24 protein-coding genes and 2 pseudogenes are annotated in these 21,434 nt (G+C 71.1%); 14 read left to right on the forward strand and 12 right to left on the reverse strand.

Annotated features, from left to right (window positions below; translation table 11 throughout):
• Window positions 1-214: 214 nt before the first annotated feature.
• Complete coding sequence (locus tag ACIQRL_RS17210; protein WP_401332042.1) at window positions 215-1,564, reverse strand: FAD-dependent oxidoreductase; 1,350 nt, start codon at window positions 1,562-1,564, stop codon at window positions 215-217.
• A 212-nt stretch (window positions 1,565-1,776) separates the two neighbouring features.
• On the opposite strand from ACIQRL_RS17210, the gene ACIQRL_RS17215 reads away from it, so the two are divergent.
• Window positions 1,777-2,247: a DUF6214 family protein gene (locus ACIQRL_RS17215; RefSeq protein WP_401332406.1), complete on the forward strand. Its 471-nt coding sequence runs from the start codon at window positions 1,777-1,779 to the stop codon at window positions 2,245-2,247.
• A gap of 86 nt (window positions 2,248-2,333) precedes the next feature.
• Here the strand turns inward: ACIQRL_RS17215 and ACIQRL_RS17220 are convergent, their stop codons facing one another.
• Window positions 2,334-3,011 (reverse strand): TetR/AcrR family transcriptional regulator, encoded by a 678-nt coding sequence (locus tag ACIQRL_RS17220; RefSeq protein WP_401332043.1) that lies wholly within the window; start codon window positions 3,009-3,011, stop codon window positions 2,334-2,336.
• 181 nt (window positions 3,012-3,192) lie between these two features.
• Window positions 3,193-3,420, reverse strand: coding sequence for a hypothetical protein (locus tag ACIQRL_RS17225; RefSeq protein WP_401332044.1), 228 nt, complete (start codon window positions 3,418-3,420; stop codon window positions 3,193-3,195).
• Between the two features lie 307 nt (window positions 3,421-3,727).
• Here ACIQRL_RS17225 and ACIQRL_RS17230 point away from each other — a divergent pair, with 307 nt between their 5' ends.
• Window positions 3,728-3,973 (forward strand): DUF2630 family protein, encoded by a 246-nt coding sequence (locus ACIQRL_RS17230; RefSeq protein ID WP_401332045.1) that lies wholly within the window; start codon window positions 3,728-3,730, stop codon window positions 3,971-3,973.
• 18 nt (window positions 3,974-3,991) lie between these two features.
• On the opposite strand, the gene ACIQRL_RS17235 is transcribed toward ACIQRL_RS17230, so the two are convergent.
• From ACIQRL_RS17235 to ACIQRL_RS17245, 3 genes are all read right to left on the reverse strand, one after another.
• Window positions 3,992-4,690 carry an HAD family hydrolase gene (locus ACIQRL_RS17235; protein ID WP_401332046.1) on the reverse strand — a complete coding sequence of 233 codons (699 nt, stop codon included), beginning with the start codon at window positions 4,688-4,690 and terminating at the stop codon, window positions 3,992-3,994.
• Window positions 4,691-4,803: 113 nt separating this feature from the next.
• Window positions 4,804-5,739 (reverse strand): M56 family metallopeptidase, encoded by a 936-nt coding sequence (locus ACIQRL_RS17240; protein ID WP_401332047.1) that lies wholly within the window; start codon window positions 5,737-5,739, stop codon window positions 4,804-4,806.
• A gap of 152 nt (window positions 5,740-5,891) precedes the next feature.
• Window positions 5,892-6,440, reverse strand: coding sequence for a DUF5134 domain-containing protein (locus ACIQRL_RS17245; protein ID WP_401332048.1), 549 nt, complete (start codon window positions 6,438-6,440; stop codon window positions 5,892-5,894).
• 234 nt (window positions 6,441-6,674) lie between these two features.
• On the opposite strand from ACIQRL_RS17245, the gene ACIQRL_RS17250 reads away from it, so the two are divergent.
• Window positions 6,675-8,318: an FUSC family protein gene (locus ACIQRL_RS17250; RefSeq protein ID WP_401332049.1), complete on the forward strand. Its 1,644-nt coding sequence runs from the start codon at window positions 6,675-6,677 to the stop codon at window positions 8,316-8,318.
• A 344-nt stretch (window positions 8,319-8,662) separates the two neighbouring features.
• Window positions 8,663-9,202, forward strand: coding sequence for a MarR family winged helix-turn-helix transcriptional regulator (locus ACIQRL_RS17255; RefSeq protein ID WP_401332408.1), 540 nt, complete (start codon window positions 8,663-8,665; stop codon window positions 9,200-9,202).
• A 75-nt stretch (window positions 9,203-9,277) separates the two neighbouring features.
• Here the strand turns inward: ACIQRL_RS17255 and ACIQRL_RS17260 are convergent, their stop codons facing one another.
• Entirely contained in the window at window positions 9,278-10,042 is a 765-nt protein-coding gene (locus ACIQRL_RS17260) for a VOC family protein (RefSeq protein ID WP_401332050.1), read from the reverse strand.
• 146 nt (window positions 10,043-10,188) lie between these two features.
• The gene (locus ACIQRL_RS17265; protein ID WP_401332051.1) at window positions 10,189-10,575 is read right to left on the reverse strand and encodes a VOC family protein; all 387 of its coding nucleotides are present in this window, start codon (window positions 10,573-10,575) and stop codon (window positions 10,189-10,191) included.
• Between the two features lie 70 nt (window positions 10,576-10,645).
• Between ACIQRL_RS17265 and ACIQRL_RS17270 the strand changes: the two genes are divergently transcribed.
• Window positions 10,646-11,188, forward strand: coding sequence for a GNAT family N-acetyltransferase (locus ACIQRL_RS17270; protein ID WP_401332052.1), 543 nt, complete (start codon window positions 10,646-10,648; stop codon window positions 11,186-11,188).
• A gap of 110 nt (window positions 11,189-11,298) precedes the next feature.
• Here ACIQRL_RS17270 and ACIQRL_RS17275 read toward each other — a convergent pair whose 3' ends face one another.
• Window positions 11,299-11,982 (reverse strand): glycerophosphodiester phosphodiesterase, encoded by a 684-nt coding sequence (locus ACIQRL_RS17275; protein WP_401332053.1) that lies wholly within the window; start codon window positions 11,980-11,982, stop codon window positions 11,299-11,301.
• A gap of 436 nt (window positions 11,983-12,418) precedes the next feature.
• Here ACIQRL_RS17275 and ACIQRL_RS17280 point away from each other — a divergent pair.
• Window positions 12,419-12,490: pseudogene (locus ACIQRL_RS17280) on the forward strand (alpha/beta hydrolase fold domain-containing protein); the annotation flags it as partial.
• A gap of 185 nt (window positions 12,491-12,675) precedes the next feature.
• Here ACIQRL_RS17280 and ACIQRL_RS17285 read toward each other — a convergent pair.
• Window positions 12,676-12,909 (reverse strand): annotated as a pseudogene (locus ACIQRL_RS17285) (alpha/beta hydrolase fold domain-containing protein); the annotation flags it as partial.
• A 144-nt stretch (window positions 12,910-13,053) separates the two neighbouring features.
• On the opposite strand from ACIQRL_RS17285, the gene ACIQRL_RS17290 reads away from it, so the two are divergent.
• The 5 genes from ACIQRL_RS17290 to ACIQRL_RS17310 all read left to right on the forward strand — a co-directional run bounded on the left by ACIQRL_RS17290 (window position 13,054) and on the right by ACIQRL_RS17310 (window position 17,759).
• Window positions 13,054-14,451 carry a DUF6421 family protein gene (locus tag ACIQRL_RS17290; RefSeq protein ID WP_401332054.1) on the forward strand — a complete coding sequence of 466 codons (1,398 nt, stop codon included), beginning with the start codon at window positions 13,054-13,056 and terminating at the stop codon, window positions 14,449-14,451.
• A gap of 41 nt (window positions 14,452-14,492) precedes the next feature.
• Entirely contained in the window at window positions 14,493-15,248 is a 756-nt protein-coding gene (locus ACIQRL_RS17295) for an SDR family NAD(P)-dependent oxidoreductase (protein ID WP_401332055.1), read from the forward strand.
• A complete protein-coding gene (locus tag ACIQRL_RS17300) occupies window positions 15,245-16,318 on the forward strand; it encodes a threonine aldolase family protein (RefSeq protein ID WP_401332056.1) in 1,074 nt (357 codons plus the stop codon). Before ACIQRL_RS17295 ends, ACIQRL_RS17300 begins: the two co-directional genes overlap by 4 nt.
• 162 nt (window positions 16,319-16,480) lie before the next feature.
• A complete protein-coding gene (locus tag ACIQRL_RS17305; RefSeq protein ID WP_401332057.1) occupies window positions 16,481-17,053 on the forward strand; it encodes a transglutaminase domain-containing protein in 573 nt (190 codons plus the stop codon).
• 13 nt (window positions 17,054-17,066) lie between these two features.
• Window positions 17,067-17,759 (forward strand): B3/4 domain-containing protein, encoded by a 693-nt coding sequence (locus ACIQRL_RS17310; RefSeq protein ID WP_401332058.1) that lies wholly within the window; start codon window positions 17,067-17,069, stop codon window positions 17,757-17,759.
• 33 nt (window positions 17,760-17,792) lie between these two features.
• On the opposite strand, the gene ACIQRL_RS17315 is transcribed toward ACIQRL_RS17310, so the two are convergent.
• On the reverse strand, window positions 17,793-18,521 hold the full coding sequence (locus ACIQRL_RS17315; RefSeq protein WP_389091378.1) for a lysophospholipid acyltransferase family protein: 729 nt from the start codon (window positions 18,519-18,521) through the stop codon (window positions 17,793-17,795).
• Between the two features lie 186 nt (window positions 18,522-18,707).
• A complete protein-coding gene (locus ACIQRL_RS17320) occupies window positions 18,708-19,124 on the reverse strand; it encodes a DUF4395 domain-containing protein (RefSeq protein ID WP_401332060.1) in 417 nt (138 codons plus the stop codon).
• 75 nt (window positions 19,125-19,199) lie between these two features.
• Between ACIQRL_RS17320 and ACIQRL_RS17325 the strand changes: the two genes are divergently transcribed.
• The 3 genes from ACIQRL_RS17325 (at window position 19,200) to ACIQRL_RS17335 (ending at window position 21,380) form a co-directional block, all read left to right on the forward strand.
• Window positions 19,200-19,613 carry a TlpA family protein disulfide reductase gene (locus tag ACIQRL_RS17325; protein WP_401332062.1) on the forward strand — a complete coding sequence of 138 codons (414 nt, stop codon included), beginning with the start codon at window positions 19,200-19,202 and terminating at the stop codon, window positions 19,611-19,613.
• 242 nt (window positions 19,614-19,855) lie between these two features.
• The gene (locus tag ACIQRL_RS17330; RefSeq protein ID WP_401332064.1) at window positions 19,856-20,365 is read left to right on the forward strand and encodes a flavin reductase family protein; all 510 of its coding nucleotides are present in this window, start codon (window positions 19,856-19,858) and stop codon (window positions 20,363-20,365) included.
• Window positions 20,366-20,594: 229 nt separating this feature from the next.
• Window positions 20,595-21,380, forward strand: a complete 786-nt coding sequence (locus tag ACIQRL_RS17335) for an electron transfer flavoprotein subunit beta/FixA family protein (RefSeq protein ID WP_401332066.1) — start codon at window positions 20,595-20,597, stop codon at window positions 21,378-21,380.
• Window positions 21,381-21,434: the final 54 nt, after the last annotated feature.

The following is a 21,434-nucleotide window of genomic DNA, read 5'->3' on the forward strand; positions in this document are numbered from 1 at the left end:
ACTCCAGAAGCTGCGGGGAGAGGGGAGGTGAGAGAGGGGAACGTCCGCACGACACGAGCACGCCCGGACAGCACGAGACGGTAGGCGAGTTAAACAGTTTGTTGATGTCCGGTCTGTTGCCGATGTGTGTCATGCCCACGGAACTGCTGCGGACTCGGCCACGACCCGCGCGCCGCGCCGGATGGCGGCCCGCCAGGACGTGCCCGGAATCCGGTCAGGACCGCGCCGTCCGAGCCGCCGCCCACAGCGCGTCCCAGTCGGGCAGCTTGACCACGCCACGGCCCAGGCCGGCTCCGAGCTCCGCCTCGGCCCGCTCGATCGCCTGCCATCCGGCCCATTCGACCGGCCGTACCCCCTCGGCCCGCAGTGCCGTGAGCGGATCCTCGGCGACCTCGCGTCGTAGGAGCGTGGGGGCGTCCTCCAGCAGGGAGGTGACGGTCTCCTTGGCGCACGGGCGGTTGGTTCCGATCACGCCGGTCGGGCCCCGCTTGATCCAGCCCGCCACGTACTCGCCCGGCGCGACCGCGCCGTCCCGCAGGACCCGCCCCTCCCTCTGCGGAACCGTGCCACGGTCGGGGTCGAACGGCAGTCCTTCCAGCGGTACTCCGCGATAGCCCACCGAACGCAGCACCAACTGGGCCTCGATCACCTCGAATCGACCGGTTCCCGTCACCCCGCCCGCCCCGTCCGGCGCCGTCCGCTCGAAGCGCACCGCGCCCACCCGCCCGCCGTCGGCGAGGAGTTCGACGGGACGCAGGAAGAAGCGCGGACGGATGAGACGTGGCCGGCCCCGTGACCCGGCCGCCGCCCAGCCCCGCAGGACCTCCACGTTGCGGCGCTGTGCGGCGGGCAGCCCAGCGGGATCGAGGTAGGCCGGATCGAGCGCCAACTCCGCCTCGTCCACTCCGATTTCGGCCTCCGGCAGGGCGCCCAGCTCGCGCAGTTCCTTGGTGGTGAAGCGGGCCTGCGACGGTCCGCGCCGCCCGACCATGCTGATCTCGGTGACCCCGCTCGCGGCCAGGGCGCCGAGCGCCGCCTGCGGCATGTCGGTGGGGCTCAGCTCGGGCGCGCCGCGAGCCAGGATCCGGGTCACGTCGACGGCGACGTTCCCGATGCCGATGACCACGGCCGAGCGCACACCGGCCACGAATCCGTCGGCCACGGAGTCGGGGTGCGCGCTGTACCAGGACACGAACTCGGTCGCCGACCAACTGCCGGGCAGATCCTCGCCGGGCACGCCGAGATGCCGGTCGGTGGCGGCGCCGACGCAGTACACGACCGCGTGGTACAGCTCCCGCAACCGCGCCACCGGCACTCCGCCCGGCCCCACCTGGACACCGCCGAGGAAGCGCACGCGCTCGTCCTCCAGGACGGTCCGCAGATTGTTCTGGAGCGACTTGATCTTCTCGTGGTCGGGTGCCACGCCGTAGCGCACCAGGCCGTACGGGCAGGGCAGCCGGTCCAGGACGTCGACCCGGACATCGGGCGGCCCGCTCCGCTGGACAAGACCCTGCGCGCTGTAGACCCCGCTGGGCCCCGAACCGACGACGGCGACACGCAGCACTGCGGAACTCCTTACCCGAGGGATCAGGAAGATCGCTGACAGGACATCGCTGTGCTACCAGGATCGCACCACTGGTGCTCCGCTGACAGGGTGCGGTGCGTGGTGAACGCGCGCGTGTCCGTTCGTATGGAATGTGATGATGCGGTTACGTTCCGCATGTGCCAGACGCATCGTTCATCAATCTGTCCGACCGCTGCCGAGCGGACGGCGACGTGTCCGTGCGGCCCGCCTGGGAAGTGCGGGAGTCCGGTACGACGGTCACGTCCTGGTTCGACGTCCGGCTGGCCTTCGCGGACGGCGCCCGCGTCGATCTGCTGGCCGTTCTGTCGGAGACGGCCCTGTCCATCGAGGACGTCCGGGCCGAGCCGCCCCTCTCGCTGGACGACCTCGCCGTGGTCGCCGAGTGGATCGAGGAACCGCTGTTCGAGGCGTGCGGGACCCGCCTCGGCGCCGACCGCGACCAGGACCGGGAAGGGCAGGCACGGCGCGCCCGGCCCGCCTGGCCGCGCGGTGTCGAGGGCCGTCTGCTGGTCGCGGAGGAGTACCGGGCGGCGCAGGAGGAGGGCGTGGACCCGGTGCTCGCCGTCATGGGGGCCACCGGCCACAGTCGCCGCAAGTCCCTGAGGCTGATCGCCGGGGCGCGCGACGCGGGATTCCTGACCCCTCGTCACGTCCGTCGTTGACCATGGCGCAGTGGTCGTGCCCCGTGGCGCGAGCCCGACGTCCGGAGGCGGCCCGGCTGTGTGGGCAACGTCCGGAGGCGGCCCGGCTAGGCGGACCGACCGTCCTCCGGCTCGGGGTCGGTCTCGAAGAAGCGGGACAGGTCCGTCTCGCGGGGACCGTCCGACGCCTCGGTGTCCGGGGGTGTCCCCATCTCCCAGTCCAGCCGGTAGCGCTTGAACAGTTCGGCCCGCAGCACCGGGACCTGCATCGGTACCCCCGGCACGAGCGCCGCGTACACCGCGCCCATGAGCAGGGCGCGCAGCATCGGGTAGTCGGCCGTGACCTGCTGTGATCCGTACCGTGCGACGGTTTCCCCGAGCAGCTCCGAGAGCCGCACCTGCTCCGGGCACTGGACGAATCCCTCGGCCTGGAGCAGCCCGGCCATGTGCTGACGCATCAGCACCGGCTGATCCCGGGTGAGGCCCAGGATCGCGTCGACGGCCCGTGCCATCCGCTCCCGGCCGTCCTCGCTGCGTGGCTCGCGTTCGAGCGCTTCCTCCAGCGTGCGGTGCATCAGCCGGTGCACGGCGGACTGCAGGAGCTGCCGTTTGCCGGGGAAGTAGTACGACACCAGTCCGCGCGCCGATCCCGCGCGATCAGCGATGTCCCCGAGCGTCGTGGCGTCGTAGCCGCGCTCGCTCACCAGCTCCACCGCGGCCTGCAGCAGCCGTTCCCGGGAACGCCGCCGCAACTCTTCATTGACCGAGGCGCTTCGCGGGGACATGCTGTAACTCCTGCGTTGACTGGCTGCCAGCCAACTATACTCAACGCGTCCGGACCCAGACTCTTCGCGGGTCGCATCCGGGCTGTCGCCGACCTGGGGCGACGCGGGGGATCGCCTCAGGTCGGACGCGCGGCAGACGGCGCCGGGGAGTGTCGTTCTGAACGGTGGCCGTCCTCGGGCTTCACTTACCGGCGTTCCGCATCACGCCCACCTCGTCCCGAGGTGGGCGTCGGTGCTTCGCGAGGTAGGCGCGTCGCCAGCTGGTGACCGTGTACCAGCCGACCGACAGACTCAGCAGCACGTTGCCGACGAGGGTCTCCCTGTCGTCACTGCGGGCCGTGTTGTGCAGCGCGGTGGCGGTGACGTAGGTGAGGAGGCCGGCGAGGAGGAGCCAGATCGCTGTCTTCATGGGGAACCTCGGGAGTGTGTGACGCAGAGGCGCCAACGTAGCCACGGATGCCGTATTGCGAGACGTTTGGCCTTTGTTGGTGAAAACTTGACCGGGTCGGGCCGTCGGAGATCAGAAGCCCTCCCTTCCGGATCGAGATGCCGTGCAAGGGGTGATCCAGGAGGGGCGAACGGTCACTCCTGAGCCGACCGGACGTTCGTACGCGGTCTGCCCGCGTCGGGCGCTGAAGGGACACCCCGGGTCCATCACTCGCAGGGGTCCCGAGTCGTCCATAGAGTGGCCTGGAGCCCCGAGGAGGCATACGGACATGGAGCAAGAGCAGATCCTGGCCAGAATCACGTCGATGGTGGACGACGAGCGGCGGCTGCGCGACGCGCTGGCGGCCGGGCAGATCGACGACGCCACGGAGCACGCGCGGCTCGGACAACTGGAGCGCGAACTCGACCAGTGCTGGGACCTGCTGCGCCAGCGGCGCGCGAAGTCCGAGTTCGGCGAGAACCCGGACGACGCACAGGTGCGCCCGTCGTCGCAGGTCGAGGGCTACCGGGGCTGACGTCCGCGGTCCTGGCGGTCAGTCCGTCAGGTCGAGTACCGGCCGCAGCCCGTCGGGACGGTCCGCCACCGGCAGGTGGTCCACGAAATGCACCGCGCAGCCCAGCGCGGCCGCGCCACCGTCGGCCCTCCGGTCGTCGCCGACCATCAGGGTGTCCTCCGGAGCGACGCCCAGTTCGGCGCAGGCGATCGCGAAGAGCCGCGGATCCGGTTTCTGGATACCGTGCTCGTACGACAGGACGTACGTTCCGACGTAGGGGTCGAGACCGTGCTCGCGGAAGACGGGCCGCAGGTCCCAGCCGATATTGCTGACCACGCCGACCGTGAGACCCCGTTCGCGCAGCACGTGGAGCACCTCGGCCGCGTCGAGGTAGGGCTTCCAGGCTGCGGGTGTCATATGACGGTCGTAGAGGGTGTCGTGCAGACCGGGATCCGGCAGCGACACCTGCCGGGAGACACCGGTGAACGCCGCCCGGTGCTGTTCGGCGCTGCGGTCGCGGGCCTCCCACAGGCCGGCGAGATGTGCCGGCACCGGCCGGACCGGCCGGGCGCCGCCCGCGAGCGCACCCACGGCCTCCAGGGCTCGGGCCTTCTCGGTCAACTCCGGCTCGGGGAGCGTGTGACCGGTCGCCGCGAGTACCGCGCGCAGCCATGATTCCGCGGCCTCGACGCGGAAGAGGGTCCCGGAGAAGTCGAAGAGCACACCCTTGACGGTCATGAGGGAGATCCTTCGCGGCGCGCCCATCCGGGTCAAGGCGGCCTCGCCCGCCCGCCCTTCTCCGAGTCTGGCTCCGAGTGCGTCTCCGTGTCCGTCTCGGAGAAGTCGCTGGGCTAACCCAGCGCCCGCAACCCCGGTACGAACGCGACGAGGACCGGTACCACCGGTACCAGGGCGGCCGCCGCCGTGAGTTGCAGCCGGCGGGCGGTCGTGAGCCGGTCCCGGGGAGTCAGGAGGCGGTCGACGCGTTGCGGGACGTGCGCGTCCGGGGCCGGGCAGGGTCCGAACACGCCCCGGTCCTCGTTGAGTTCGACAAGGGCGAGCGCGATCGTGAGCCGGCCGAAGCGGCGCGACGCCACGTCGTCGGCGGCGAGTTCGACCAGCCGGTGCATCTCGTCGCGGAACGCGGCGAAGACGGGCACCTGCGGAAAGCCGTTGGCCAGCGCGGCCGAGCAGTGCAACAGCCAGTCGTGCCGGGCCCGCGCGTGCCCCTGCTCATGGGCGAGTACGGCATCCAGTTGCCGACCCTTGAGACGGCGCAACGCGGCCGTGGTGATGACCAGTTGGGGAGCTGCGCCGGGCAGCCACCAGGCGTCGGGACGCTCCCCCTCCAGGACGACGAGACGCTCGGCTCCGGGCTCCTCGCCGGGCAACAGCGGGGCGCGCACCAGGAGTTCGGTCCGGCTCTGCCGACGGCGCACCCGCGACCGTACGATCTCGCGCACCAGCATCGCCGCCGTCCAGGCACCACCGCACGCGAGTGCCACGGCCGTGGCGGCGGCCCAGGGACTTCCCGCACCCGGCGCGTAGGCGTCGACGACCGAGGCCGGTGCTCCTTCGAAGACAGGGCCGCGCACGGCCACCCAGGCGGCGGACGCGCTGAGCGTCATCGACAGGACGCAGCACAGCAGGACGGCCGCCACCACGCATTGCCACACCCACAGGGCGACCACCGGCTCCCGGTCCGGCCAGTCCGCCCGCGCGAGCAGTCGCGGAGCGACCACGGAGGCCAGGGCGCCGAGCAGCAACAGTGCCGCGGGGAGCATCATGGCCCGAAGCCTATGAGCGGGGCTCGCCGCTGGATACGGGCAACGACCCCAAGTGACGTACGCCACGGTTTCGTACGGCGGCCGAGGTCCCTCCCGACGCCTTGGCCTCGGAGCGTGACCGGGTTTTGGGGTCTGGCTTCGATGCCCGGAGGTCACAGCGTGACCAGCATCGCCAGCGTCGCGATTCCCATCGACAGGCGGCAGGCCTGGGAGAGTTCGGGCCGGTCACCCCAGCCCACGGCGCGTGGGGGCGGGCCCGACGCGACGGCCGACGGCAGAAGGCGGACGCCCGAGCGGAGCACGTAGCCGGTGAAGTAGAGAAGGAGAACTCCGGTGAGGAGGGGGACGCCGGTGCCGCCGTGAACATGGTGGGCCGGGGACGCGGCCATCGCCGCCGCCATGTAGACCATCGCGAACGTGCCCATCAGATGGTGCAGATGGTGCGGACTGCTGCGGGCCGTCCAGAGCGCCCGCAGCCCGGTGACGCCGAAGACGACCGTGCAGGCCAGCCAGGCCCAGCGCGGTGGGGTCACCACGGCCGCCGGTACGGCCATCGCGGCCATGCCGAACCCCATGAGCGCCTCGCCGCCCGCGGTACGGCGCTGTTCCTCGACCGGGCTGCGCATCCGCAGCAGGCAGTAGGCCCCGGTCGCCGCGCACAGCGCGACGAGCAGCCAGCCGGGTGAAGCCGGTCCGTGCACCGCGTACCTCCCCGCTCGACGATGTCGGACGCGCGATGCGGGACGCGCGATGCCGGGCAGGTGGTGCCGGGCAGCGGTGCCGGACATCGGACAGTCGGTCAGGGCATGCCCCGGCCGGCCGGTGCGCAGACGAGCGCAAGGGTGTACGAGGGGGAGCGTGCGGGAGTGCACCGCAGGTGGGAGCGGCGCCGAGGGGAATGATTTACAAGTAAAACACCTGTTAAGGTTATCGCCATGAGCAGTGCGACCCCTTCCGGCCCCTCGCGTGCACGCCGGCTTCCGCTGGCCGATGTGCTGCGCCTCGGCAGGCCCTCCGACATCTGGTTCAAACCCGCCCTGAGCGTCGTCGTCGCGGTCGCCCCGCCGAATCTGACGCTGCTGGCGCTCGGCCGGCTGGACCTGGCGATGTACACCATGGCCGGGTCGCTCTGCGCGCTCTACGCCCACAACCGTCCGTACGCGGCCCGGGCCCGCGTTCTCGCCCGGGTGGTGGCCGGGATGCTCGGCGGACTCGGCGTCGCGCTCGTCATGGCCTCGCTCACCACGAACGCCGTCCTGCTGGTCACCGTCGGCGCGCTGCTCGCCGCCACGCAGAAGACCCTGTGCGATGCCACGCGCGTCGGCCCGCCGGGACACGTGGTCCTCGCCTTCATCTCCTCGGCATCCTTGTTCGTGCCGCAGACACTCGGTCAGGTGCCGGGCCACCTCGCGCTGGGCGCGGCGGCGGGAGCCTGGGCCTGGATCGTCTGCATGGCCCCGGGACTCGTCCGCCCGCACGGCCCGGAGCGGCGTGCCACCGCGTACGCCCTCAACGCCGCGGCGCTGTCCGTGGGGGCGCCGGACGACGCCCGTGCCCGCGCCGCCGCGGCCGCCGCCGTGCACACCGCCTGGCAGTCGCTGCTGTCCACGGGAGCCCGCTCGGCACCCCGGCGCGCCCTCGAACGGCTCGTCGTACGGGCCGAGGTCGCGCTCGCCGCCCCGGCCGAAACGGACCCCGAACGGCTGCGCGGCTGGGCTCGCGAACTGTCCGGCACCGGACCCGTCCCGCGCCCCGACGGCCTCGGGGACGCCGCCGACGAACTCCTCGGCGTCGAGGCCGTGCTCGCCTTCGGGGAACCCCCGCTGCTCGGCCGCCTCCGTCCGCTCGCCCCCATCGCCCTGCGTACCGCGCTCGGCTGCGCCCTCGCCGGATACGTCTCGCTCGCGCTCGGCGTCGGCCGCCCCTCCTGGGCGCTGGTCACCGCCGCCTCCCTCTACCAGGCCAACGTCGCCCTGACCTGGAGCCGGGGTGTCCAGCGTGTGGTCGGCAACCTCCTCGGCGTGCTGGCCTTCGTCGTCCTCGCCCCGCTCGCCCATGCCGGCCAGGCCGCCCTCGTCCTGTGCTGCCTCGTCCTGAACTTCGGCGCCGAGGCGCTGATGGGCCGGAACTACTGGCTCGGCAGCGTCTGCGTGACCCCCATGGCCCTGCTGATCACCGAGTTCGCACATTCCCAGCCGTCCGGAGAACTGATCACCGACCGGGTCCTGGACACCCTCGTCGGCGCGCTGGTCGGCTTCGTCGCGGCCGTCGCCGTGACCAACCGGCGGGCCGGTGACCGCATCGAAGAGGCGCTGTCCGCGGTGGAGCGGTCCCGGGAACACGCCGCCGGGCTGCTCGCCGAGGAGCATCCGCGGTCCGGCGCCCTGGAGTCCGCCCGCCGCGGTCTGTCCGCCGCGGTCGTGGACCTGCGCACCGCCGCGGACGCCGCGGCCGGCGAGTGGTGGCGGCGCGCCCTGCCGGAGGAGCGGGTGATGCGGGCCGAGCAGGCCGGACACCGTACGCTCGCGGCGACGGTACGACGCCAGGGACTGCACTGCTGGGAAGGCGCACAGGCATGACGACAGCGGACGGGCGGAGAACGGCGGACGGCGACCGGGAACCGCACGGCGACCCGAGACCGGGCGGTGGCCCGGCGTCGACCGGCGGCCCTGCGCCGGAAGGTGGCCCCGCGTCGGGCGGTGGCGCCGCGTCGGGCGGTGGCCCTGCGCCGGAAGTTGGCCCCGCGTCGGGCGGTGGCCCGGCGTCGACCGGTGGCCCGGCGTCGGGCGGTGGCGCCGCGTCGGGCGGTGGCCCTGCGCCGGACGGCGACCCGGCGTCGGGCGGCGGCCCCGCGTCGGACCGGCCGGCGCCCGCAGGCACGGTGCCCGCAGGCGCGGTGCCTGCTGAGACGACGCCCGACGACATGTCGTCGGCCGACAGTACGTCGGCCGACAAGGTGGCCGCTGACACGGTGGCGGCTGTCGTGCGTCAGTGGGAGACCGTGCGGCCGGATCTCGACACCGGGCCCATGGAGGTCATCGGGCGGGTCAACCGCTGTGCCGCCCTCCTGCAGCAGGCCGAGGACGCGCCGCTGCGCCGGGCCGGCCTCACCCGCCCCGAGTTCGACGTGCTCGGGACACTGCGCCGCACCGGGCACGAACTGACCCCGAGCGAGATCGCCCGCGAGACGTTCTCCTCGGGCGCCGCCGTCACCAAGCGGCTCAAGCAGCTCACCGAGCGCGGTCTGGTCGAACGCCGCGGTGACACCCGTGACCGCCGGGTCGCGCACGTCCGGCTGACCGACGCGGGACGCGACCTGGTCGACGGCGTCCTCCCTGATCAACTCGCCTACGAGACAGGGGTCCTGTCCGGCATCGACCGCGCACGGCAGCGTGAACTGGCCCGACTCCTGGGCGAGTTGCTCGGACAGCTCGAAGGCCGGCTGAGGCTGCCGCGCGCCTGACGCGGGCCGGGACGGCGAACGGACGCCATAGGGACGGCAGTCCGCGCTGCGGGTCCCGGCGGCGGTCCCGGCGGATCAGTCCTTGTCGCCCTCCGAGTAGATCCCGAAGGCCGCGCCCTGGCGGTCCCGCGCGACGGCGATGCGCCGGCCGTTGGGCTGCGAGACGGCTTCCATCAGCAGGTGGCCGTCCGCCATGAGGACCGCGTTCGCCGTGGCGTCCACGTCCTCGACGGCGAAATAGGGCAGCCAGTGCGAGGGAACCTCGTGCGCGAAGTTCTCGTCCATCGTGACCATCCCGCCGAAATCGGCGCCGTCGATGCCCCACTGCGGGTAGTACTTCGAGGCGGTCACGGTCCAGCCGAAGACCGTCGTGTAGAACTCGGTCACCCGGTCGGGGGCCCGGGTCAGAAGTTCCACCCAGCCGAGCGAGCCCGGCGCGTTGAACAGCCCCGCACCGGAGAAGGCCCGCGCCTGCCACATCTGGAAGGCGGCGCCGCCCGGGTCGAAGGCGACCGCGAAGCGGCCCACGTCGAGCACCTCCATCGGGGCCAGGACGACGGTGCCGCCGGCGGCCTGCACCGCCGCCGCGGTCGCGTCCACGTCGGTGACGGCGAACGACACGTTCCAGGCGACGGGCTGCGACTCCTGGTAGATGGGGGCGATCCCCGCGACGGGCGCGTCCCCGAGGTGCGCGACCGTGTATCCGCCCGCCTCCTGCCGCGGGTCGGTCTCCGGGCGCCAGCCGAACAGATCGGCGTAGAAGCCCTTGGCACCCTCCAGATCGTCGGTGCCGAGCTCCGTCCAGCAGGGGCCGCCGGTCACCGGCCTGTCGAGCTTCATGAGGTTCCTTCCGCAGCGAGCCCCCGTCGAGTCCCCTCAGCACGCTAAGCCTGCCGTGGAACACCGGCCATCCGGGCACCGCGTCCCGGCCCCCTGTTCGACCGGCCGGCCGCCCGCGCCGCACGCACCCTCGACTCGATCGCACCTCAGGGCCGGTGACGCAACGGATGGTCGGCCGGGATCTCGACCAGCACGATCTCGGTTCCGTCCGGGTCCGCGATCCACATCTCGATCAGCCCCCACGGCTCCCGTACCGGCCCGCGCACCACCTCGACACCGGCGGCCGTCAGCTCCTCGTGGGCGGCGGTCACGTCCGCGACCTGGAGCCACAGCTTCAGCGCGGGGGAGGGCGGGGTCGCGGACCGCCCGGCGACCTCCAGGAATCCGCCGCCGAGGAAGTAGACGGTCCCGCGCTCGGGCCCCGTACCGAACTCGCGGTAGACGGCCAGGCCGAGCCGCTCACCGTAGAAGACACGGGAGCGCTCCGGATCGGTCGGGCGCAGAAGCGTCCGGCTGCTCAATACATGCACCATGCAGCCGGAGCCTAGACCCGGGTTACGCTCGGGCGTGCCCAGCCGCGCCACTGATCGGAGAACCGCTTCCATGGAAACCGCCGCCGCCACCGGACTGACGTTCCGCGACGCCACCGACAGTGATGTGGACGCCCTGGTCGCGCTGATCGAATCGGCGTACCGAGGGGACTCCAGCCGGGCCGGCTGGACCACCGAGGCGGACATCCTCGCGGGGCAGCGGACCGACGCCGAGGCGGTACTCGCCGTCATCGGGGCGCCGGACAGCCGGCTCCTGACCGTGGAGCGGGACGGCACGATCGTCGCCTGCTGCCAGCTGGAGCACCGCGGCGACCACGCCTACTTCGGCATGTTCGCCGTCAGCCCCGCGCTCCAGGGCGGCGGGCTCGGCAAGGTGATCATCGCCGAGGCGGAGCGCACGGTCCGCGAGGTCTGGGGCGTCACGGAGATGCACATGACCGTGATCTCCGTACGCGACGACCTCATCGCCTGGTACGAGCGACGCGGCTACGGCCGTACGGGACGGATGACGCCCTTCCCGTACGGCGACGAGCGCTTCGGCATCCCGCAGCGCGACGACCTGCGCTTCGAGCTCCTGGTCAAGCCGCTCGTCTAGACCGGGTACGGGTCCGGTCCGTGGGCGGTGGCTGACGACCGCGGTCAGCGGCCGGGCCGCTCGGTGGTCCCGGCCGAGCGGCCGTCGGTACCGCTGCCGCTTCGATCCGGTTATGCCGTGAAGCGGCCCGTGCGCTTGATCTCGGGGTAGTCGGTCGTGGCCCCGTCCAGCTCCAGGGCGCGTACCAGCCGGAGCTGGTCCTGGGTGTTCACCACCCAGCCGATGATCCGCAGGTCGGCCTTGCGTGCCTCTTCGACGACCTCCAGGCTCAGCCTGCGGATGTTGAGACAGACGGTCGCGGAGCCGACCTCCACGGCCCGGTCCACGACATCGGTGCCGTAGCGGCTGGCGATCAGCGCGGTACGGACACCCGGTACCAGCCGCGTGATCTCGGCGATCGCCTCGTCGTGGAACGACGACACCTCGACCCGCCCGACCAGGTCGTGCCGCTGCATCACCTCGGCCAGCGCCCTGGCCGCCGCGACATCCTTGATCTCGGCCTGCAACGGGGTCCTGACGGCTTCCAGAACCTCCTCGAAGACGGGGACGTGCTCACCGCGCCCCGCGTCCAGCGTGCGCAGCTCCGCGAGCGTCTTCTCGGCGATCGGCCCCGAGCCGTCGGTCGTACGGTCCACTTCGGCGTCGTGCATGACGACGAGGGCGCCGTCCTTGCTCAGATGCAGATCGAGTTCGATCAGGTCGAGGCCCGCGTTCTGGGCGGCGACGAAGGAACGGAGGGTGTTCTCGGGCTCGACACCCATCACTCCGCGGTGACCGATGGTGAGGAAGTTCAAGATGCGACTCGCTTCCGTCGACGGCGGCTCGGCTCGCGCGTGGTTCCGACGGGGGCGTCCACGCGGCAAGGCCGCAGCCTAATGGCCTGGCTGTGCTATGTACCCGTTCCTACGCGGTGCAATGGGAGTGTCGGGCTCACGCGGCGCTCCGGGTGTGTCGCGCCCGCTGGTGCGCGGAGGAGTGTCGCTCCGTGGTGGGCCCGGCGCCTGAGGGTCGGCCGGCCCATGGTCCTTGCCCCTTCGAGGTCCGCCCGCTGGTGCTGGATTCCTCGAACGGTGTACACATATCGGCTTCGTAGTCGTCGGGTGGGCGGTGCGGGTCTGCCCCAGATCCAGGGGTTGGCCCGGGAGTTGAGCTGGTCGGTCGCAAGAGTGCGGCCAGGACACGCACGACTCCATCGCGCGCGCCCTGTGCCGGGACGCCGGCGCGGCCGTCGTGTCGGTCGGCTACCGGCTCGCCCCGGAGGCACGCTTCCCCGCGGCCGTCGACGACGCGTACGCGGCGCTGTGCTGGGCCGCCGAGCACACCGGTGAACTGGGCGTGGACCGGGACGCGTTGGTCGTAGCTCGGGGAAGCCGAAGAACCTGTGGAACAAGCCCGGGAAGTGGCTCTCCGTGTTCCGTGCTCCGGCTTCCCTCAAGCCCGACGGCGTACGCGTGGCCCTCGTCACGGAGGGGATCGAAGCCCGCCGTCACGACGTGGGCGGGCGGCAGGCCCTGGGGACCCGCCAGGAGGGGCGAGGCGCCAGGGTCGGAGCGGTCGGCGTCGGGACCGAAGTACTGCTCGGCGAACCAGCGGGCGTGCGCCGGCGTGAGGGAGTACCCGGGGCCGCCCCACGGGGGCTCGTCCTCCCTCGGACGGGCGTCGGTCGCGGGGTGGACGTGCTTCCCGCGGATGCTCGCGCCGTCCAGAAGGCTGTGGCGGATGTCATTGCCTCCACGGTGTCCGGCAGGAAAAAGAGCGGTTAAGGCCGGGGGTGCGCAGGATAATCTCCCGAGTTCCCGCTTGCGGAAAGGAACCTCGAAAACATACGGTGTTCATACGCGAGGTTCTCCTGTGGAGGGTGGGACATGACGGAAGTTCTTGTGCAGGTGGGTACGGAGGAGCGGGTTCCTCCCGTGGCCAGGGTGGTGGACCACCCGGCGTGGCCCGTGCTCAAGGATGCCGTGGAGGAGATCCGCCCCTGGCAGTCCAAGGACGGTTCCATCGACTTCGAGGCGGAGGGGGCCCCCGACGCCTCCGACGTCGAGCTGGCCGTGCGCCGGGCGATAGACGCGATCGAGCGGCTCTCCCCGCTGCTGCCCCACGACGTCGCGTACCACGAGGCGCTCGTGAACGATCTGCGCCGCTGGGCCGACGGCGGCTTCCAGGTGCCCGACTTCCTCGACGCGCTGCTGGCCTTCCAGCCCGCCGCGAACCGCGAGGACGGCCTCCAGCACCTGGTCGTCTTCCCGATGTACACGCAGAACGGCAACCTGGACCGCAACTTCGAGGCGGTCGTGCTGCGCATGGTGTGGCCCGAATGGCTGTCCGAACTGGAGCGCACCCGGTACGACAACCCGCTGTTCTGCGGCATCACGTTCGAGGACTTCACCGCGGGCTACGACACCAACTCGGCCGTCCTCTTCCCGGAGACGATCGCGGTGCGCGAGGCGCCCGAGCGCTTCTCCTGGGGCGGCATCTTCTGCGACCGCGAGGCCGCGCGCTTCCGTGCCGTCACCGACGCCGCAGTGGACACCCTGGGCCTCGAACTGCCCGAGGACATCGCCGCCATGGTCCACGACCAGGAGCGCTGCGAGCAGGCCTTCGTGCTCTGGGACATGGTCCACGACCGCACCCACAGCCACGGCGACCTGCCGTTCGACCCGTTCATGATCAAGCAGCGCCAGCCGTTCTGGATGTACGGCCTGGAAGAGCTGCGCTGCGACCTCACCGCCTTCAAGGAGGCCGTGAAGCTGGAGTCCGAGGGCAACGCGCACGGCCGCGACGTGCAGTACGCCGTGCTCTTCGACCGGATGTTCCGCTTCCCCGTCACCGGCGACCGCGTCCGCAACTACGACGGTCTCGGCGGCCAGCTCCTCTTCGCCTACCTGCACAAGCACGACGTCGTCCGCTGGACCGACAACAAGCTGCACATCGACTGGCAGCGCGCCCCGCAGGTCACCAACCAGCTCTGCTCCGAGATCGAGGAGCTCTACCGAGCCGGCATCGACCGCCCCAAGCTCGTCCACTGGTTCAAGGCGTACGAGCTCGTCTCCACCTACCTCGCCCCGCACCCGGGCTCCCGCTGGGCCAAGGGTCCGGACGCCCTCGACCTGTCCCAGCCGCCCCGCAAGCTGGTCGACGACGTGCTTCCGGACGAGTTTCCCCTGAGCATGTTCTATGAGGCGCTCTCCAAAAAGCTGAAGAACGTGATCGCCTCCACCAAGGGCATCACCGCGGCCGGCTCCGAGCGGGTCGCCGCGTGACCGACCGCGGTAGCGAGAACATTGCTCAGGAGGCGAAGACCATGGGGAACGGGGCTCTCAGCGGTGCGGTGATCGCGGTGGCGGGTGCGGGTGGACCCGCCGGCCGGGCGGCACTGCTCAGGCTCGCCGAGGCGGGCGCGACCGTCATCGGCGCGGACAACGACGCGGAGCGGCTGGCGGAGGCCGTGGACGCGGCCCGTTACGCGCACGGCGGCTCCACCGTCGTCGGCGACACCGTCGACCTGCTCGACCTCCAGTCGACCCGCGACTGGGCCACGCGCGTCCAGAAGGACTTCGGCCGGGTGGACGGCCTCGTCCACCTCGTCGGCGGCTGGCGCGGCAGCGAGACCTTCACCAAGACGGTCCTCGACGACTGGGACCTGCTCGAACTGCTGCTCATCCGCACGGTTCAGCACACCACGCTCGCCTTCCACGAGGCGCTGCAGGCCAGCGAACGCGGCCGCTACGTCCTGATCAGCGCCGCCGGCGCGAGCAATCCCACCGCGGGCAACGCCGCCTACTCGGCGGCCAAGGCCGCCGCCGAGGCGTGGACCCTGGCCATGGCGGACTACTTCCGCAAGGCCGGGATCGCCGAGGGCGCGGACGGCCCGACGTCCGCTGCTGCCATCCTGGTGGTGAAGGCGTTGGTGCACGACGCGATGCGCGCCGAGCGGCCGAACGCGAAGTTCGCGGGCTTCACGGACGTCAAGGAACTCGCCGAGTCCATCGTCGGCGTCTGGGACCGGCCCGCCGGTGAAGTGAACGGAAAGCGTCTGTGGCTGACCGAGAAGCCGTGAACCCTCCCAAGACCGACGCCCGGCGTCATCACGACCCGGCCGTCCGCGGCTTCGCCAGTGACAACTACGCGGGGGCCCACCCCGAGGTGCTCGCCGCGCTGGCCCTGGCCAACGGCGGGCACCAGGTCGCGTACGGCGAGGACGACTACACGGAGAACCTCCAGGGGATCATCCGCAGCCATTTCGGTGCCGGCGCGGAGGCCTTCCCGGTCTTCAACGGCACCGGCGCGAACGTGGTCGCGCTCCAGGCGGTCACCGACCGCTGGGGCGCGGTGATCTGCGCGGAGAGCGCGCACATCAACGTCGACGAGGGCGGCGCTCCCGAGCGCATGGGCGGCCTCAAGCTGCTCACGGTGCCCACGCCCGACGGCAAGCTCACGCCCGAACTGATCGACCGGCAGGCATTCGGCTGGGACGACGAGCACCGGGCGATGCCGCAGGTCGTCTCCATCACCCAGAGCACCGAACTGGGCACGCTCTACACGCCCGGAGAGATCCGCGCGATCTGCGACCACGCCCACGCGCACGGCATGAGGGTGCACCTGGACGGGTCCCGGATATCCAACGCCGCCGCCTCCCTGGACGTCCCGATGCGGACGTTCACCAACGCGGTCGGCGTCGACATCCTGTCGCTGGGCGGCACGAAGAACGGCGCGCTGTTCGGCGAGGCCGTCGTCGTCCTGAACCAGGACGCCGTCAGCCACATGAAGCATCTGCGCAAGCTGTCGATGCAGCTCGCGTCCAAGATGCGCTTCGTCTCGGTGCAGTTGGAGGCGCTGCTCGCCAAGGACCTGTGGCTGCGCAACGCCCGGCACGCCAACGAGATGGCACAGCGTCTGGCCGAGGGCGTCCGCGCCGTGCACGGAGTGGAGATCCTCTACCCGGTGCAGGCCAACGCGGTCTTCGCCCGGCTCCCGCACGACGTGAGCGAGCGGCTGCAGAAGCGCTACCGCTTCTACTTCTGGGACGAGCCCGCGGGCGACGTCCGCTGGATGTGCGCCTTCGACACGACCGAGGACGACGTCGACGGGTTCGTGGCCGCGCTCAAGGAGGAGATGGCCCAGCGGTAGCAGGGCGCTCCTGGGTTCTCCGTACGGCCATGGCCGTCCTCGTGCGCAGCGCGCACCAGACAGCGCGCACGAGACATCACGCAGCGGCAAGCTGTGCATGGATATGCGGTAGCCTGAAAAGTCATTGACTCTCGGGCGGCCGCATTCCTATGCTCTGCGCGCATGGAGCTGATCCAGAAAACCAGCGACCTGTCCGCCTACCTGGCCGCCGACGAGGTGGTCGACCATCATCATCCACTCGTCCGCGAGACGGCCGCCCGGCTCGCCGCCGGGGCTGCCGACTCGTATGCCTATGCGCGTTCGGCGTTCGAGTTCGTCCGGGACACCATCCCGCACTCCTACGATTCCGGCGATCCGCGGGTCACCTGGCGCGCCTCCGACGTACTGGAGCGGCGCACCGGCATCTGTTACGCCAAGGCTCACGCGCTGGCCGCGCTGCTGCGGGCCGAGGACATTCCGACCGGGTTCTGCTATCAGAAGTTCGAGGAGGTGCACGGTCTCGTCGCCGTCCGCCTCGACGGCGCCTGGCACCGGCAGGACCCCCGTGGCAACAAACCCGGTGTGGACGCCCAGTTCTCCCTCGACGGCGAACGACTGGCCTTCACGCCCGACCCGGAGTGCAATGAGATGGACTATCCGGAGTTGTACGCTGAACCTCACCCGGTCGTGGTCGGCGTCCTGAAGGCCGCCCCGGACCGGCTGTCCCTTTCGCGGACGCTCCCCACCGCACTCTGAGGCGAGGCAGACGATGACTCTCACGCTCACCGTGTCCGACGAGGTGCGCGCCCTCGCGCCCGGATTCACCCATGTCGCCATCGAGGCGGACGGACTGGTCAACGGACCCAGTACGGAAGGGACTTCGGCGCTCCTGGACGACGCGGCGCGGCGGCTCGCCGAACGGCTCGCGGGGCGGGCCCCGCACGAGGACCCGCACATGGCGGCCTGGCGGGAGATCTACACGGCGTTCGGCTCCAAGCCCTCACGCACCCGCAACTCCGCGGAGGCGCTGGCCAAACGCGCGCTGTCGGACGGGGGCCTGCCACGGATCAACGTCCTCGTGGACGTCTACAACGCGATCAGCGTGGCCCACCTGATCCCCGTCGGAGGCGAGGACACCGACCACATCCGGGGTGCGATGCGCCTCGTGCGCGCCACGGGGGACGAGGACTTCGTGACCGTCGCAGGCGGTGCGGAGACCGTCGAACACCCTGACGCGGGCGAGGTGGTGTGGCGCGACGACACCGGTGTCACCTGCCGCCGCTGGAACTGGCGCCAGGGACCGCGCACCCGGCTCACGGAGCAATCCGCCTCGGCCCTCTTCCTGTTGGAGAGCCTGGCCCCGATGCCGGTCGCCGACGTCGAGGCCGCGGGCGCCGAACTCGCCGAGCTGCTCCAGAAGTTCAGCCCCGGGGCGCGGATCACCGTCCACGCCCCGGAATGACGACTCGACGCGGGGCGCGCCGTACGGGACGGTTCAGCGCTTCTCGGCCGCGCGCACCTCTTCGGGGGTCGGCGCGGTGCCGCCCAGGTGGGCGGGCATCCACCAGGTGTCGTCCGGCCCCTTGGGGCGTACGGGATAGGCGCGTTGTGCCGCTTCGAGCAGCTCCTGGACCCGCTCGCGCAGCCGCCGGGTGATGGCGCCCGCGTACTGGTCCTGCGGGGCCTCCATCGGCTCGCCGACCCGGATGGTGATCGGGGTGTGGCTGCGCTTGAAGTTGCGCGGGTGGCCCTTGGTCCACAGCCGCTGCGTGCCCCACAGAGCCATGGGGATGAGCGGGACGCCGGCCTCCTGGGCCATGCGCGCGGCACCCGACTTGAAGCTCTTCAGCGTGAAGGACTGCGAGATGGTCGCTTCGGGGAACACGCCGACGATCTCACCGGAACGCAGCGAGTCCAGCGCGTGCTGGTAGGCCGTCTCGCCCTGCTGACGGTCCACGGGGATGTGCTTCATGCCCCGCATCAGCGGACCGGAGATCTTGTGCCGGAAGACCGACTCCTTCGCCATGAAACGCACCAGGCGCTTCTGCGGCAGAGTGGCCAGGCCGTCGAAGATGAAGTCCAGATAGCTGATGTGGTTGCTGACCAGCACGGCGCCGCCCGAGCGCGGAATGTTCTCCGATCCCTTGCAGTCGATCTTGAGGTCCCACGCCTTGAAGAGCGTTTGGGCGAGGCCGACGACGGGACGGTAGACAAGCTCTGCCATGGACGGGGTGGACCCTTCTCTCTGCCTGGGAAGGGGTCTCCCGGCGGGAAAGTTACGCAGCCGTAGGTTTACGGCATTGCGCAGATCGTGCCCGAAGAACGGACGGGAGGCCAGCCCCGGTGCCTCGGAACGGCGAGATCCTCGTCACGTCGTCCACTTGATCCACCTCGGAGTTTTAACCCGCCTTTACTTAGCGCGTACCGACACCCGACGCACAATCAGGTACATCTCACACCCGAGGCAGTACCCGAACGCGGCATTGAGAAACGCCGCGGCCAGAGCGCACCCGGTTGCCGCCGACCCCAGCCACTGGGGACCCGCGGTCCAGCCGATCAGACCCACCACCGCGAAGGCGAGCCCGACCGTCTGCGCGAACCGCGGGGGCTCCGGCGCCTCGAACTCCGTCGGCGGCCCGAGCCGCGGCCGTACCGCCTTCCTGAAGACCCAGCCGTACGGCGAGCGCGTCACGCCGCCCGCCGCGCCCAGGGCGAACGCCAGTGTCTGCCACGCCAGCAGCCAGACGCTCCCGGTGATCAGCGTCACCGCCAGCACGACGGTCGTCACGGCCGCACCGAACCGCGGCCCTCTCGTATCGATGTCCATGAATCAAGCATTCCGTATGAAGGGTGCCGAGTGACCCCGGGAATCTTTGCGGTCTCATGAATGCTTGTACGGAGGATGAACGGACTTGTGGTGTGCGTGGTGGTGCTCGCGGCGGCGAGCGTCTACGGAGTGCTGCACCGGCGGCGGAGCGGGAGAGTGCGTGTGCGCGGGCGTGACGGCGGGAAGCTGCTCGGCGCGGCGGAGTTGGGGGAGGCGCTCGGTGAACGGGCCACGCTCGTGCAGTTCTCCAGCGCCTTCTGCGCCCCCTGCCGGGCGACCCGGCGGGTGCTCGGCGAGGTGGCCGGCCTCGTCCCCGGGGTGACGCATGTGGAGATCGACGCCGAGGACCACCTGGACCTCGTACGCGATCTCGGCGTCCTCAAGACGCCCACGGTGCTCGTGCTCGACGCCGACGGGCGGATCGTGCGGAGGGCGACGGGGCAGCCGCGCAAGGCGGACGTCATCGCGGCGCTCGGAGAGGCCGTCTGACCCGTGGCGATCATGGTGAGGCATCTCCCATATGCCGGTACACCCTTGACTGCGCCCGTCGCCTCTCGTCAGCCTGACCGTATGTCACCGGAAATCCTTCTCCCCGAGCTCGTCGACATGGACCCGGCCCGCACCGCGGGTGCGCGCGGTCCGGGCTCTTGAGCAGCCAAGGACCGCTCCCCGCCCTCGGTTCCGCCCGAGCGGCGGGAACCTCACGTCGGCTCTCGCAGAAGGACAGCTCCATGACGGCCACGCCCGGCCTCGGCACTCCACGACCCGCCTCCCCGGATCTGCTGCGCTCGGTGTTCCGGCGGCACGCGGCGGGTGTCGCGGTGATCACCGCCTCGGGCGCCCGCGGTCCCGTCGGTTTCACCGCCACCTCACTCACCTCGGTCTCGGCGGACCCCCCGGTCGTCTCGTTCGGCATCGGCACCGGCGCCTCCAGCTGGCCGGCGATATCCGAGGCCGGCCATGTCGGCGTCCATGTGCTCGGCGAACACCAGCGGGAGCTGGCCGCAACCTTCGCCCGCAGCGGCGCCGACCGGTTCGGCGCGCCCACCCGTTGGCGTAAGGGGCCCGAGGAAGTTCCCGTACTCGACGACGTCCTGGCCTGGCTGGTGTGCCGCGTCGTGGCGCGGGTACCGGCGGGGGACCATCGCATCGTCCTGGCGGAGGTCGTGCTGGGCGATCACTCGGGCGCCGGCGGCCCCCTCCTGTACCACCAGGGCCGGTTCAACGGACTGCGCGACTGAACCCGTGGACCGGGTGTCCACCGGGCTACTCGCCGGTTCTACCCACCGGTTACACACAGTTGCGAAGGTCACAGTCCAAAGCGCTTGCTCAGTGGGCGCCCGATGGGTGTACTGGTGAGTAATATTTCGGTCGGAGCGCGGGCCGCCCCGACCGGGATCGGCCGCTTCAGGCGCCTATGCTGCCTGAAAGAAGGCAGCCCAGACATGACGATGCAGTAGGAGAGCCGGCGTGAGCTTGAGGATCGTTGTCACTGTGAAGTACGTGCCCGACGCCACTGGCGACCGGCATTTCGCCGATGACCTGACCGTCGACCGTGACGACGTGGACGGCCTGCTGTCCGAGCTCGACGAGTACGCCGTCGAGCAGGCGCTGCAGATCGCCGCCGACGCGGACGACGCCGAGATCACCGTGCTGACCGTCGGCCCCGAGGACGCCAAGGACGCGCTGCGCAAGGCGCTGTCCATGGGCGCCGACAAGGCCATCCACGTCGAGGACGACGACCTGCACGGCACCGACGCCATCGGCACCTCGCTGGTGCTGGCCAAGGCGATCGAGAAGGCCGGCTTCGACCTGGTCATCTCCGGCATGGCGTCCACCGACGGCACCGCCGGCATCGTCCCGGCGCTGCTGGCCGAGCGCCTCGGTGTCCCGCAGGTCACCCTGCTCTCCGAGGTCTCGGTCGAGGACGGCGTGGTCAAGGGCCGTCGCGACGGCGACACCGCCTCCGAGCAGCTCGAGGCCTCCCTCCCCGCGGTCGTGTCGGTGACCGACCAGTCGGGCGAGGCGCGTTACCCGTCCTTCAAGGGCATCATGGCCGCCAAGAAGAAGCCGGTTCAGGCCTGGGACCTGGAAGACCTGGAGATCGAGACGGACGAGGTCGGTCTCGAGGGTGCCTGGACCAAGGTCGACTCCGCCACCGAGCGTCCGGCGCGCACCGCCGGAACGATCGTCAAGGACGAGGGCGAGGGCGGCAAGCAGCTCGCCGAGTTCCTCGCGGGCCAGAAGTTCATCTAGTCGCCGAGGGTCCGGGTCTCGCTCCCGGACCGTTGCAGCGGCCACGGCCCACCC

This window comes from Streptomyces sp. NPDC091209 (assembly GCF_044757755.1).
Lineage (GTDB): Bacteria > Actinomycetota > Actinomycetes > Streptomycetales > Streptomycetaceae > Streptomyces.

Bases quoted from the DNA above. Each gene is read 5' to 3' on its own strand.
- ACIQRL_RS17265 (WP_401332051.1), bottom strand. From the start codon at position 10,575: ATGGTGCATGTATTGAGCAGCCGGACGCTTCTGCGCCCGACCGATCCG.
- ACIQRL_RS17325 (WP_401332062.1), top strand. From the start codon at position 19,200: ATGAACGGACTTGTGGTGTGCGTGGTGGTGCTCGCGGCGGCGAGCGTC.
- ACIQRL_RS17230 (WP_401332045.1), top strand. From the start codon at position 3,728: ATGGAGCAAGAGCAGATCCTGGCCAGAATCACGTCGATGGTGGACGAC.
- ACIQRL_RS17290 (WP_401332054.1), top strand. From the start codon at position 13,054: ATGACGGAAGTTCTTGTGCAGGTGGGTACGGAGGAGCGGGTTCCTCCC.
- ACIQRL_RS17330 (WP_401332064.1), top strand. From the start codon at position 19,856: ATGACGGCCACGCCCGGCCTCGGCACTCCACGACCCGCCTCCCCGGAT.
- ACIQRL_RS17220 (WP_401332043.1), bottom strand. From the start codon at position 3,011: ATGTCCCCGCGAAGCGCCTCGGTCAATGAAGAGTTGCGGCGGCGTTCC.
- ACIQRL_RS17315 (WP_389091378.1), bottom strand. From the start codon at position 18,521: ATGGCAGAGCTTGTCTACCGTCCCGTCGTCGGCCTCGCCCAAACGCTC.
- ACIQRL_RS17225 (WP_401332044.1), bottom strand. From the start codon at position 3,420: ATGAAGACAGCGATCTGGCTCCTCCTCGCCGGCCTCCTCACCTACGTC.
- ACIQRL_RS17250 (WP_401332049.1), top strand. From the start codon at position 6,675: ATGAGCAGTGCGACCCCTTCCGGCCCCTCGCGTGCACGCCGGCTTCCG.
- ACIQRL_RS17295 (WP_401332055.1), top strand. From the start codon at position 14,493: ATGGGGAACGGGGCTCTCAGCGGTGCGGTGATCGCGGTGGCGGGTGCG.
- ACIQRL_RS17235 (WP_401332046.1), bottom strand. From the start codon at position 4,690: ATGACCGTCAAGGGTGTGCTCTTCGACTTCTCCGGGACCCTCTTCCGC.
- ACIQRL_RS17240 (WP_401332047.1), bottom strand. From the start codon at position 5,739: ATGATGCTCCCCGCGGCACTGTTGCTGCTCGGCGCCCTGGCCTCCGTG.
- ACIQRL_RS17310 (WP_401332058.1), top strand. From the start codon at position 17,067: ATGACTCTCACGCTCACCGTGTCCGACGAGGTGCGCGCCCTCGCGCCC.
- ACIQRL_RS17255 (WP_401332408.1), top strand. From the start codon at position 8,663: ATGTCGTCGGCCGACAGTACGTCGGCCGACAAGGTGGCCGCTGACACG.
- ACIQRL_RS17270 (WP_401332052.1), top strand. From the start codon at position 10,646: ATGGAAACCGCCGCCGCCACCGGACTGACGTTCCGCGACGCCACCGAC.
- ACIQRL_RS17305 (WP_401332057.1), top strand. From the start codon at position 16,481: ATGGAGCTGATCCAGAAAACCAGCGACCTGTCCGCCTACCTGGCCGCC.
- ACIQRL_RS17260 (WP_401332050.1), bottom strand. From the start codon at position 10,042: ATGAAGCTCGACAGGCCGGTGACCGGCGGCCCCTGCTGGACGGAGCTC.
- ACIQRL_RS17320 (WP_401332060.1), bottom strand. From the start codon at position 19,124: ATGGACATCGATACGAGAGGGCCGCGGTTCGGTGCGGCCGTGACGACC.